A 12,205-nucleotide genomic window follows, 5' to 3' on the forward strand; every position below is an offset into this window, starting at 1 on the left:
TTACGGCGCGACAAAATTGTCGGTGGCGCTCGCGGCGACGCCGAGCCCGATGTCCATGACGTGGAAGCGAACCGGAATCGATTTCTCCGGATTGTTTTCGGCCGGCGCGGTGACCAGCAGCCGCAGCTCGCTGGTCGCATCGCGCGGGATCACGATGATCGGACGGCCCGGCGTGACCGAATCGATGCCGACGACGTGCATCGTGGGGTTCACGGGCCCCTCGACGTCGATCGCGATGACGCGGTCGTAGCCGCTCTTGTTCAGCAGCCGCACCGTATAGGCGTTGCGGATCGAGCCGTCGCTCAGCTTGACCGCGACCGGGTTGCGGTCGTGCAGCACGTTGACGTCGAGCAGGCTGCGGGTCGCCAGCGTATAGATCATGAAGCCGCCGACGGCCGCGATAATGGCACTATAGACGACGGTGCGAGGCCGGACGATCCGGTAGATCGGCGCCTTGCCTTCCTGGCGGCGATGGATGTTGATGTCGTTGTCGTAGCCGATCAGCCGCTTCGGCCGGCCGATCTTTGTCATCACGTTGTCGCATGCGTCGATGCAGAGGCCGCACTGGATGCATTCCATCTGCGGCCCGTTGCGGATGTCGATGCCGGTCGGGCAGACCGCGACGCATTGGTAGCAGTCGACGCAATCGCCGACCTGCTGGCCGAGGGCGCGCAGCTCGGCGGCCTTTTTCACCGAGGTGCGCTTCTCGCCGCGGTCATAGCGATAGGTGACGTTGAGCGCCCATTCGTCGGTGAGTGCGGCCTGAATGCGCGGCCACGGACACATATAGGTGCAGACCTGCTCGCGCATGAAGCCGGCGAGCAGATAGGTCGTCGCGGTGAGGATGCCGATCCAGATATAGGCGAGCATCGGCCCCTGGAAGGTGACGAGCTCCTTCACCAGGGTCGGCGCGTCGTTGAAATAGAGCACCCAGGCGCCGCCGGTCCACCAGGCGATCATGAGCCAGATCGAATGCTTGAGGACGATCTCGGAGATGCGCTCCAGCTTCATCGGATCGGACGATTTGTCCTTCTTCATCCGCTCGCGCCGGTCGCCCTCGATCAGGCGTTCGACCGCGTAGAACAGGTCGGTCCACACCGTCTGCGGACAGAGATAGCCGCACCAGATCCGCCCGCCGATGGAGTTCATCAGGAACAGCGCCACCGCGGCGACGATCAACAGGCCCGTGAAGTAATAGACCTCCTGCGGCCACAGCTCGATGAAGAAGAAATAGAAGCGGCTGTTGGGAAGATCGATCAGCACCGCCTGGCTCGGCGCACCGAGACCGCGATTCCAGCGCACGAAGGGCAGGAAGTAGTAGACGCCGAGGCAGAATGCCATCAGGCCCCATTTGATCCGGCGGAAAGTACCGGAGACGCTCTGGGGATAGACCTTCTTGCGGGCCGCATAGAGCGGCCCGACGTCGTCCGCGGGCTTCAGTTCGTTCGGATTGACGGTCTTGTTCATCGCCTCGAGCTTCTTCAAAGGTGCGATTAAACCTAGACCCGGCACCGCCGCGCAGGTTGATCCAACGCAAACGGGGGCGCTTTTCTTCGCCCCCGCCGGAAGTCGTCGGTCGCGGATCGGCCTATTTGCCGCCGCCGAGCGAGTGGACGTAGACCGCCATCGCCTTGATGGTGGCGGGATCGAGCCGGCCTTCCCAGGCCGGCATCACGCCGGCGCGGCCCTGGCCGATGGTCTCGATCAGGCTCGCCTCGTCGGAGCCGTAGAGCCAGATCTTGTCGGTCAGATCAGGTGCGCCCATCTCCTGGTTGCCCTTGCCGGCGTCGCCGTGGCAGGCGGCGCAATTCTCCGCGAAGATCTTCTGGCCCTTGGCGGCGTCATAGCCGTTGCGGGTCGACAGGCCCGACAGCGACCGCACGTAATTGGCGACCGTGACGATCTCGTCGCCCTTCAGCACGCCATCCTTGCCGAAGGCGAGCATCTGCCCCTCATGGGTCTTGGCATGGCCCGACCGCACGCCGAACTGGATGGTCTGCATGATCTGGTCGAGCGAGCCGCCCCACAGCCATTCATCGTCGTTCAGGTTGGGATAGCCCTTGGACCCCGTCGCACCCGTGCCGTGGCACGGCGCGCAATTGTCGCCGAACACCGTCTTGCCCTTGGCGCGCGCAAGCGCGAGCAGAGCCGGATCCTTCTGGATGTCGGCGAGCGAGGCCGTGCCCAGCGCCGCCATCTTGTCACCCCGGATCTTCTCGAGGTTGGCGAGCTCGACCGCGACGTCGGCGCGCGAGGAGTAGCCGAACAGGCCGGTGGTGTTGCTTTGGATCAGCGGCCAGGCCGGATAGACGATCCAGTAGCCGATCGACCAGACGATGGTGAGATAGAAGGTGATCACCCACCACCGCGGCAGCGGCGTGTTGAGCTCCTTGATGCCGTCCCACTCGTGTCCGGTGGTGGATTTGCCGGAGACGGAATCGATGTCGCTAGAATGATCGGTCATGGTTTCTCACTCCTCCCGCAAGGGCAGGTGCGCTGCCTTGTCGAACGCAGCCTTGTTACGGGGCCAAAATGCGTAGGCGATGATCGCGAGAAAGATCGCGACGAACACCGGTGTCCAGATCGTGGTCACGAGATCGGACGCAAGATTATGGACGGTCAGGATGGCTTTCATCGTTCATGCCTTCTCAGCGAAGATTGGCTTTCTCGTTGTAGATCTTGAAGTCGACCAGCGTGCCGAGCATCTGCAGGTACGCGACCAGCGCGTCCATCTCGGTCGGCGTGCCGGTCTTGCCGTCGAAATTGCGTACGACGGCCTTGGCGTAGCGCTTGGTGAAGGCGTCGGTGCCGGCATTGTCCGGATCGGCCTGGGCCTTCAGGTCGGCGGCGGCATTGGCGAGCTGCTCGTCGCTATAGGGCACGCCGACGGTCCTAAGGGTGCGCATGTCGCCGGCGATCGCATCCGGGTCGATCTCGGCCTTGCTGAGGAACGGATAGCCGGGCATCACGGACTGCGGCACGATCGCGCGTGGGTTGGCCAGATGGGTGACGTGCCACTCGTCGGAATATTTGGCGCCGACACGGGCGAGATCCGGGCCGGTGCGCTTGGAGCCCCACTGGAACGGGTGATCGTACATGCTCTCGGCGGCGAGCGAGAAGTGACCATAGCGCTCGACCTCGTCTCGCAGGGGGCGAACCATCTGCGAGTGGCAGAGATAGCAGCCCTCGCGGACGTAGACATTGCGCCCCGCCAGCTCCAGCGGCGTGTAGGGCCTGACCCCATCGACCTTCTCGATCGTGCTCTTGAGGTAGAACAGCGGAGTGATCTCGACGAGACCACCGACCGCGACTACCAGCAGGATGCCGACAATCAGGATGATCGAATTCTTTTCGAAGATTTGGTGACGTGTCCAGAACGACATTGCTTGAGCTCCTCATTCCGCCGGCTGAAGAGCGACGGGCATCTGGACTTCCTGTTCGCCGACGCGAACCGTCATCCAGAGATTGTAGGCCATGATCAGCGAGCCGATCAGGAACAGGCCGCCGCCTGCGGCGCGGATGATATAGAAGGGATGCATCGCCTCGACGGTCTCGATGAAGGAATATTCGAGGAAGCCGAGCGAGGTGTAGGCGCGCCACATCAGGCCCTGCAGGATGCCGGACACCCACATCGCCGAGATGTAGAGAACGATGCCGAGGGTGGCGACCCAGAAGTGCCAGTTGACGAGCTTGAGGCTGTAGAGGCCCTTGCGATTCCAGGCCCACGGCACCAGGCAATACAGCGCGCCGAAGGAGACGAAGCCGACCCAGCCGAGCGCGCCGGAATGCACGTGGCCGATGGTCCAGTCGGTGTAATGGCTGAGCGAATTGACCACCTTGATCGACATCATCGGGCCTTCGAAGGTCGACATGCCGTAGAAGGCGACGGAGACCACGAGCATGCGCAGCACGGGATCGGTGCGCAGCTTGTCCCAGGCACCCGACAGCGTCATCAGGCCGTTGATCATGCCGCCCCAGGAAGGCATCCACAGCATGATCGAGAAGGTCATGCCGAGCGTCTGCGTCCAGTCCGGCAGCGCCGTGTAGTGCAGATGGTGGGGACCTGCCCAGATGTAGAGGAAGATCAGCGCCCAGAAGTGGATGATCGAGAGCCGGTAGGAATAGATCGGCCGCTCGGCGCGCTTCGGGATGAAGTAGTACATGATGGCGAGGAAGCCGGCGGTCAGGAAGAAGCCGACCGCGTTGTGGCCGTACCACCACTGGAACATGGCGTCCTGGATGCCGCCCCAGGCGACGTAGGACTTCGAGCCGAACACCGAAACGGGCAGCGCCGGGTTGTTGCCGAGATGCAGCACCGCGATCGTCACGATGAAGGCGAGATAGAACCAGTTCGCAACGAAGATGTGCGGCTCCTTGCGCTTGAAGATGGTGGCAAGGAAGACGAGCAGATAGACGACCCAGACGATGGTCAGCCACAGATCGGCGTACCATTCCGGCTCGGCATATTCCTTCGACTGCGTGACGCCGAGCAGATAGCCGGTGCCCGCGATCAGGATGAAGAAGTTGTAGCCGAGCACGACGAACCACGGCGCGAGGTCACCGGCAAGGCGCGCGCGGCAGGACTTCTGCACCACGTAGAAAGAGGTCGCGATCAACACGTTGCCGCCGAAGGCGAAGATCACCGCGGAGGTGTGCAGCGGGCGCAGGCGGCCGAAGCTGATCCAGGGCAGATCGAAGTTCAGCGCGGGCCAGGCCAGCTGCGAGGCGATGATGAGGCCGACGAGGAATCCGGCAATGCCCCAGAACATCGCCATGAAGGCCGAGAACTTGATCGGCCCCATGTTGTAGTTCGGGCGGCCGTTGATCTCCTGGGCCGGCAGCGCCGCCGGCCGCTCGAAGTAGCGGTTGACGATGAAGAATACCGCAGCGAGGCTCGCCGCCGCGCTGAGCGCAGCGTGGAACGCGAAGGGCGCATCGAGCGCCTTGGCCGAGGCGATCACGCAGAGGAAAGCGGTGACTGCGAATACGACAGCCAAGCCGCTTTCACCGATGGTCATGGATTTTGAGATGGAGGGCTGGCTCATGCGGATTCTCTCTGAAAGAACACGCTGCCAAAAACCACATCCACCCTCGCGGGGAATTGATTGAAATCAAGCTGGATGGATTTCTGTTAATGTGAGCCGATGCGACGCCGCGTTCATCCCCTCTCCCCTTGTGGGAGAGGGTGGCTCGCCGCACAGGCGGCGAGACGGGTGAGGGGTCTCTCTCCACGAGCACCTCTGTCGAGAGAGACCCCTCATCCGGCGCCATAGCCGAAGCTCCGCTTCGGCGTTCTTAAGGACGGCGGCCGAAGGCCGCCTATGCCACCTTCTCCCACAAGGAGAGAAGGAAAAGAGCGGCAATCACCGTCAAATCACGGAGTCTGGGAATGCCAGAATCGAATCCTCACCCCCGCGCCGTCGCCTTGAGCGCCGCGATGACGTCCTCGCGCGCGATGATGCCGACCAGCTTCTGTGTGCCGTCCAGCACGATGATGCTCCTGATGCGGTGCTCGACCATGATCTGGAGCACGCGCGTCAGCCGCGTGTCGGGGCTGACATAGATGAACTCGGGCGTCATGACGTCGCCGATCTTGCGGCTCATCAGGTCATCGTAGCGCGGCAACATCTGGCTCGGCGTGAAGGCGAAGCACTTCAGGATGTCGAACTTGGTGACGATGCCGACCACCTGCCCGTCGTCTTCGACCGGATAGGAATTGAAATCGTCGGTCTCGAACATCTCGCTGAGCTGGAACAAGTCGAGGTCGCGCTGCACCGTCTTGACGTTGCGCGTCATGTAGCCGTCGACGGTCTGTTCAAGAAATTGGTACACGGCGCGTCCTCCTCGATTCCTCAAACGGGCCAGCCGATGGTCAGTGCGACAGCAGCACGCTGCGGACGGTTTGCGTCACCAGATATTGGGTGACGCCTCCGAGGATCAGTTCGCGAAATCTCGAATGACCATAGGCGCCCGCGACGATCAGGCCCGCGCCGACGTCGCCGGCGACTTTCTCCAACCGCGCAGCAGGGGTTTCGTTTCCTGCGGCCTCGAGGACCCGCGCAGTCGCGGTGATGCCGTGGCGGCCGAGCCAGGCGGCAACGTCGCTGACACCGGCCATCACGGCCGAACGGTCGTCGCCCCGCTCCGGGATTTCCACGATGGTGACGTCCTTCGCCTTGTGCAGCATCGGCAGCGCGCCCGCCACCGCCCGCCGCGCTTCCGGCGTGTCCTTCCACGCCACCAGCACGCTGCGCAGGTCGAGCCAGTTGGCCCGGTCGGGAACGACGAGCAGCGGGCGGCCGGTCTGCATCACCAGGTCCTTGGGGCTCGCCAGCGAGAAAGCATCGGAGAAGGCCGGGCTCTGCCCACCACTGACGACGATATCGGCGCAACGCGCCTGCGCCGTGACGAAGCGGGCCGGATAATCCATCGCGCTGCGCCACTCCGCGTGTCCGCCGCGATTTTTCACGGCCGCGCGGAATTGCGCTTCGAGCCCGGCCAGCCGCCGCTTGATCGAAGCTTCGCCCTCGTCGATCAGCGCTTGCGCCTCTGCGCCGTCGGTGAAATAGAGCGGCGGGACGAACTGCGCCGCAGCGACCCCGACGATGGCCGCCTCGAATCGTTCGGCGAGCTCGCCTGCGACCTGAAGACGCGCTTCGTTGGGCTGATCGAGCGCCAGGCTGACCATGACGGTGGCGTATGTCATCGGGGATCTCCAGCATTACAGAATTTTTTGAATCCTAGACCTGCTGCCGCGCAACAGGCTGAGCTAGATCAAATCGAGGTCTCTGGCTGCCCACTCTCCCGGAATGGGGAGTCCGGCAGTGGATTCAACGTCCGCGCTTGCCTCCGGCCGAGCCTTGGGCGACATTGCCGAAGCGGTAACGGCATCCTGCCGACCCGCCGAGAAGAGGAGCAGAGCCTTGGCGCCGACCCGCGGGAACCATCCGGCAGACGATGGTCGGGGCGAGCATTTCCGAGTCCGCATCGAGGGATTCGGGGTCGGCACCTGGGACCTCGACCTGCAGACTCGCGAGCTCGACTGGTCGGACACGGCCAGGCGGCTGTTCGGCCTGCAGCCGGACCAGGCCGTCAGCTACGATCTCTTTCTTTCCCTGTTGGAGCCGGGCGATCGGGACCACCTCCTGAAGGCGATCGGGCGCACGTCGGAAGGTGGCGGGGGCCTCGACTTGTCCTTCAAGGTCAGCGGCGCGTCCGGAAACGGCCAATGGATCCGGGCCAGGGCCGGCGTGATCCGCGACGATGCGGGCACGCCGCGTCACCTCAGCGGGATATTCCTGGACATCAACGAGGAGAAGCAGCTCGAAGAGGCCCTGCGGTCCCAGGAGAATCATCTTCGCTCGATTCTCGAAACCGTGCCCGATGCCATGATCGTCATCGATTCACGCGGCATCATGCAGCTCTTCAGTAGCGCCGCGGAGCGGCTGTTCGGCTACAGCAGGCAGGAAGCCATCGGCCGGAACGTGAGCATTCTCATGCCCGAACCCGATCAGTCGCGTCACGACAGCTATCTCACGCGCTATCTCAGGACCAATGATCCGCACATCATCGGCATCGGCCGGATCGTGACGGGCAAACGCCGCGACGGCACGACCTTCCCGATGCACCTGTCCGTCGGGAAGACGCAACGCGCGGGCGAGCCCCATTTCACCGGCTTCGTGCGCGACCTCACCGAGCACCAGCAGACCCAGGCGCGGCTCCAGGAGCTGCAATCCGAGCTCGTGCACGTGTCGCGGCTGACCGCGATGGGCGAGATGGCTTCCGCGCTCGCCCACGAGCTCAACCAGCCGCTGGCGGCGATCAGCAATTACATGAAGGGATCGCGGCGCCTCCTCGCCGGCAGCACCGATCCAAACATGCCGAAGGTCGAAAGCGCGCTGGACCGCGCGGCGGAACAGGCGTTGCGCGCCGGCCAGATCATCCGCCGCCTGCGCGACTTCGTCTCCCGCGGCGAGTCCGAGAAGCGGGTCGAGAGCCTGTCCAAGCTGATCGAGGAAGCCGGCGCGCTCGGGCTCGCCGGCGCGCGCGAGCAGAACGTGCAGCTCCGCTTCAGCCTCGATCCCGACGCCGACCTGGTTCTGGCCGACCGGGTGCAGATTCAGCAGGTGCTGGTCAACCTGTTCCGCAACGCGCTCGAGGCGATGGCGCAGTCGCAGCGGCGCGAGCTCGTCGTCGCCAACACCCGTGTCGCCGACGGCATGATCGAGGTGGAGGTCTCCGACACCGGCATCGGCTTCCGCGAAGACGTCATTCCAAACCTGTTCCAGACCTTCTTCACCACCAAAGACACCGGCATGGGCGTGGGACTCTCCATCAGCCGCTCGATCATCGAGGCCCATGGCGGCCGCATGTGGGCCGAGAGCAACGCAACGGGCGGAGCGACGTTCCGCTTCACCCTGCCGGCAACCGACGAGAGCTGACCATGACGATCAAGGGAAACGTTTACGTCATCGACGACGACGCCGCGATGCGGGACTCGCTGAACTTCCTGCTGGATTCCGCCGGCTTCGCCGTCACCCTGTTCGACGACGCGCTCGCCTTTCTCGAAGCCCTGCCCGGCCTCGGTTTCGGCTGCGTCGTCTCCGACGTGCGCATGCCCGGCCTCGACGGCATCGAGCTCTTGAAGCGGATGAAGGCGCAGCAAAGCCCGTTCCCGATCGTGATCATGACCGGTCATGGCGACGTGCCGCTGGCGGTCGAGGCGATGAAGCTCGGGGCGGTCGACTTCCTGGAGAAACCATTCGATGACGACCGACTCACCGCCATGATCGAGTCGGCGCTCCGCCAGGCCGAGCCCGCCGCCAAGAACGAGGCCGTCACGCACGACATCGCCGCCCGCGTCGCGTCCTTGAGTCCGCGGGAGCGCCAGGTCATGGAGGGGCTGGTCGCGGGCCTCTCCAACAAGCTGATCGCCCGCGAATACGACATCAGCCCGCGCACCATCGAAGTCTACCGGGCCAACGTCATGACCAAGATGCAAGCGAGCAGCCTTTCGGAACTGGTTCGCCTCGCGATGCGCGCCGGCATGCTCAACGATTGAGGCAGGTCAAGGCGACTTCACGGCGCAGTGCTAACCAGACCGCATGGTTGATGTCAGCCCACATCGTGCGCGGCCGTCGTCCTCCCCACAACCCACCGTCTTTGTGGTCGACGATGATGCCGCAGTCCTCGGATCCCTGCGGTTCCTGCTGGAGACCGACGGCTTCGTCGTGCGGACCTTCAGGAGTGGCACGGCGCTGCTCAATCTCGGCGCCGCGCCCGGGCCGGACTGCTACGTCATCGACTACAAGATGCCCGACATCAACGGCATCGATTTGACCGGCCGGCTTCGCAAATCCCACCGCGATGCGCCCGTGATCCTGATTACCGGCTATCCCGACGAGAACATCTCGGCCCGGGCCGCGATGGCGGGCATCAAGGACGTGGTTTTGAAGCCGCTTCTGGACGAAAACCTCGTCAAGTGCATCCGCCACGCGATCAAGGACCGCCCCCGCGCCTGACCTAAGGGATTCTACGTAAGGCACCCCCCTTAAGATATCTCGCGAAATTTTCGAAGCACCCGGTACCGCGTAGGAAAGCGTCATCACAACGGAGATGGCGCAGATGCTGACCCAGACGCTCAACACCCAAATCGGTGGCAAGATTGTTCCTGCCCACCCCGTTACCGACCAGTTCGGCGCGATCGCGGGCCATGTCGGTCTGGTCGCCACCGAGTTCTCCTACGGCAAGGACGAGGAGATCTATGGCGAGGAGGAGGCGGCCGAATATGTCTATCAGGTCGTCACCGGCGCGGTGCGCAGCTACAAGCTTCTCTCCGACGGCCGCCGCCAGATCGGCGCCTTCCATCTTCCCGGCGACGTGTTCGGCCTCGAATCCAGTCCCACTCACCGCCTCGCCGCTGAAGCCATCATCGACACCACCGTTCGCCTGGTGAAGCGCGCCAGCCTGGAAAAGGCCGCCGGCACCGACGTGCAGGTCGCCCGCAAGCTCTGGGCCATGACCGCCGGCGAGCTGCGTCATGCCGAGGACCACATGCTGTTGCTGGGCCGCAAGACTGCGATGGAGCGCGTCGCGACCTTCCTGCTCGAAATGGACCGCCGCCTCGCCGTCGCCGGCATGATGGCGCTGCCGATGTGCCGCCGCGACATCGGCGACTATCTCGGCCTCACCTTGGAGACCGTGTCGCGCGCGCTGTCGCAGTTGCACGCTCAGGGCATCCTCGGTTTCTCCGGTGCCCGCCAGATCGTGCTGCGCAACCGCCAGCGCCTGCACAATCTCGACGCCTGATCCTTCTTCCTCCCCCCACTTTGGCCGGCTGAATTCGTTCAGCCGGCCATTCCTTTGGCGGCGGTCAGACCCGTGCGCCGCGTCTCCGGCATCACAAAGAAGATCAGCAGGAGTCCCGCTGCGGCAACGCCGGACAGCCCGATGAATGCGGTGGCATTGCCGAACTTGTCGCTGACATAGCCGCCAAGCACCGTGCTCAGCGACGCGCCGATACCCGTCGCGGTGCCGACGATCCCCTGCGCCAGATTGAAATGCCCGCTGCCGAAGGCCACGTCGGCGACGATCAGCGGGATCATCACCGCGAAGACCGCCGCGGTGATGCCGTCGAACACCTGCACCAGCACCAAGAGATACGGATCGCGCACGGTCGCAAACAACAGGCCGCGAATCGCCAGAGCACCGAATCCGATCAGCAGCAAGGGCCGCCGGCCCCACGCTTGCGCCTTGCGCCCGACTGTCGGCGACAGCAGCGCCACGATCGCTTGCGGAACGACGATGCAAAAGGCGACGAGCACGGTCGCCCATTGGCTCGATCGCGCCGTCACCGCGCTCGCCATCAGCGGCATCATCGCGGCGTTCGCGAGCTGCAGCAGCAGCACGCTGAGCGCGAACACGATGAGCGGGCGCTGCCGGATCAGGTGCCAGATATTGGGATCGCCCCGGTCGGCGGCTTCAGGCGGCATTTCGCCGTGACAGCGCCTGATGTCGATCTCATTCTCGCGTATGCGCGACAGCGCGATCAGGGTCGGGATCACGAGCAGGAAAGTGACCAGGAAGACCGAGTGGCTCGACAACAGATACCCCGCGGTCCCCATCACCGCCGCCGCGACGCCGTTGCCTAGCGAGGCGAAGCGCGCATTGCGGCCGAGCCGCTCGCCGATCGCGAGCGGGCCGACGAGGCCGAGGCTGATCGCGGCGATCGCGGGCCCGAGCACGCAGCTCGCCATCGCATGCAGCGTTGCGGCGGTGACCACGACGGGGAAGATCGGCATCGCCGCATAGGCCAGCGCGCAGGCGCCGATGGTCGCGATCGCGAGGGCGGCGACGAGGCGCTCCGATTTCGCGGCATCGATGATCGCGCCGCCCGGCATCTGGCCGATCAGGGCGACGATGCCGCCGATCGACAGCACGAGCCCGATCTCGACCTGGGTCCATTTCTGCGTCGTCAGATAGACCGCGATGAAGGGACCGAATCCGGTCTGCACGTCGGCGAGGAAGAAGATGAACCAGTCGAGGCCACGCAGGCTCTGGCGCGACGGCGCCGGAATGCCCGCAGCCGCCGGCTCCGCGACGTTGTCCTGCTCGACGACGCCGCCGCGATCTGCATGATTCGGCTTCCTCGACAACAGCACGGGCGGTCAGCCCTCCCTGCACCTCACTGAATCGCTTGCAGCGGCTGAAGGCTGCCGGACGCGCCGAGCACGACGATCGGCGTGTCCTCCTTGTATTCCGGTGCGGCCGCGACCTGCGCCTTGGTCAATTCCAGCGTGATGCTGTCCTTCTTGTTGGCGATCTTGCCGAAGCGCAGCGCGTTCCAGTCGACGACGATCTTGCGGCTGCCGACGCCGAGGAAGCCGCCGAAATCGATCGCCGCAGCGCGGACATGGCCGGTGCGATCGACGATGACGTCGACGATGCGACCCATGTCCTCGCCGGCGGCGCTGCGAACGTCGCGGCCGAGAACGCCGTGGGCCTCGCTCGCGCCGATGATGGTCACCGATGGCGGCGGCGCGGCGTCCTTGGGCGTGACGGGCACCGTGGAAGCCGGCGGTTGCACATTTGCCGGTGCCTTTGCTTCGCTCGGGGATGCAGGCGGCTCCTCGGCCGCGCGCGATCCGGCGACCGTCAAGCCCGCGACAATCGCCACGCCCAGGACCAACCTTCCGATCGCACGCAT

General features: G+C 64.6%; 13 protein-coding genes. 4 read left to right on the plus strand and 9 right to left on the minus strand.

All coding sequences use genetic code 11. The features are described 5' to 3' along the window. The 7 genes from ccoG to I6F17_RS00925 all read right to left on the minus strand — a co-directional run bounded on the left by ccoG (nt 1) and on the right by I6F17_RS00925 (nt 6,706). Entirely contained in the window at nt 1-1,467 is a 1,467-nt protein-coding gene (gene ccoG / locus I6F17_RS00895) for a cytochrome c oxidase accessory protein CcoG (protein ID WP_225123715.1), read from the minus strand. A gap of 121 nt (nt 1,468-1,588) precedes the next feature. Beyond that, a complete protein-coding gene (ccoP, locus tag I6F17_RS00900) occupies nt 1,589-2,464 on the minus strand; it encodes a cytochrome-c oxidase, cbb3-type subunit III (RefSeq protein ID WP_225123716.1) in 876 nt (291 codons plus the stop codon). Nucleotides 2,465-2,470: 6 nt separating this feature from the next. Then, on the minus strand, nt 2,471-2,635 hold the full coding sequence (locus I6F17_RS00905) for a cbb3-type cytochrome c oxidase subunit 3 (protein ID WP_025034779.1): 165 nt from the start codon (nt 2,633-2,635) through the stop codon (nt 2,471-2,473). A gap of 13 nt (nt 2,636-2,648) precedes the next feature. After that, complete coding sequence (gene ccoO, locus I6F17_RS00910) at nt 2,649-3,383, minus strand: cytochrome-c oxidase, cbb3-type subunit II (RefSeq protein WP_036025943.1); 735 nt, start codon at nt 3,381-3,383, stop codon at nt 2,649-2,651. A gap of 12 nt (nt 3,384-3,395) precedes the next feature. After that, a complete protein-coding gene (ccoN, locus tag I6F17_RS00915; protein ID WP_036037781.1) occupies nt 3,396-5,045 on the minus strand; it encodes a cytochrome-c oxidase, cbb3-type subunit I in 1,650 nt (549 codons plus the stop codon). Nucleotides 5,046-5,406: 361 nt separating this feature from the next. Further along, nucleotides 5,407-5,832, minus strand: coding sequence for a CBS domain-containing protein (locus tag I6F17_RS00920; protein WP_036037783.1), 426 nt, complete (start codon nt 5,830-5,832; stop codon nt 5,407-5,409). 40 nt (nt 5,833-5,872) lie between these two features. Beyond that, nucleotides 5,873-6,706, minus strand: coding sequence for a universal stress protein (locus tag I6F17_RS00925; RefSeq protein WP_225123717.1), 834 nt, complete (start codon nt 6,704-6,706; stop codon nt 5,873-5,875). 217 nt (nt 6,707-6,923) lie between these two features. On the opposite strand from I6F17_RS00925, the gene fixL reads away from it, so the two are divergent. The 4 genes from fixL (at nt 6,924) to I6F17_RS00945 (ending at nt 10,308) form a co-directional block, all read left to right on the plus strand. Next, nucleotides 6,924-8,441, plus strand: a complete 1,518-nt coding sequence (gene fixL, locus I6F17_RS00930) for a sensor protein FixL (RefSeq protein WP_225123718.1) — start codon at nt 6,924-6,926, stop codon at nt 8,439-8,441. Nucleotides 8,442-8,443: 2 nt separating this feature from the next. Then, complete coding sequence (gene fixJ / locus I6F17_RS00935) at nt 8,444-9,061, plus strand: response regulator FixJ (RefSeq protein WP_036037810.1); 618 nt, start codon at nt 8,444-8,446, stop codon at nt 9,059-9,061. 43 nt (nt 9,062-9,104) lie between these two features. Beyond that, nucleotides 9,105-9,521 (plus strand): response regulator, encoded by a 417-nt coding sequence (locus tag I6F17_RS00940; RefSeq protein WP_225123719.1) that lies wholly within the window; start codon nt 9,105-9,107, stop codon nt 9,519-9,521. A gap of 103 nt (nt 9,522-9,624) precedes the next feature. Beyond that, nucleotides 9,625-10,308 (plus strand): helix-turn-helix domain-containing protein, encoded by a 684-nt coding sequence (locus I6F17_RS00945; protein WP_225123720.1) that lies wholly within the window; start codon nt 9,625-9,627, stop codon nt 10,306-10,308. Between the two features lie 38 nt (nt 10,309-10,346). On the opposite strand, the gene I6F17_RS00950 is transcribed toward I6F17_RS00945, so the two are convergent. Both I6F17_RS00950 and I6F17_RS00955 read right to left on the minus strand, forming a co-directional pair. Further along, entirely contained in the window at nt 10,347-11,660 is a 1,314-nt protein-coding gene (locus I6F17_RS00950) for an MFS transporter (protein ID WP_225123721.1), read from the minus strand. 23 nt (nt 11,661-11,683) lie between these two features. Next, nucleotides 11,684-12,205: a PRC-barrel domain-containing protein gene (locus I6F17_RS00955; protein ID WP_036004387.1), complete on the minus strand. Its 522-nt coding sequence runs from the start codon at nt 12,203-12,205 to the stop codon at nt 11,684-11,686.

The sequence above is a fragment of the Bradyrhizobium sp. NBAIM18 genome (genome assembly GCF_020193825.1).
Classification (GTDB): Bacteria; Pseudomonadota; Alphaproteobacteria; order Rhizobiales; family Xanthobacteraceae; genus Bradyrhizobium; species Bradyrhizobium yuanmingense.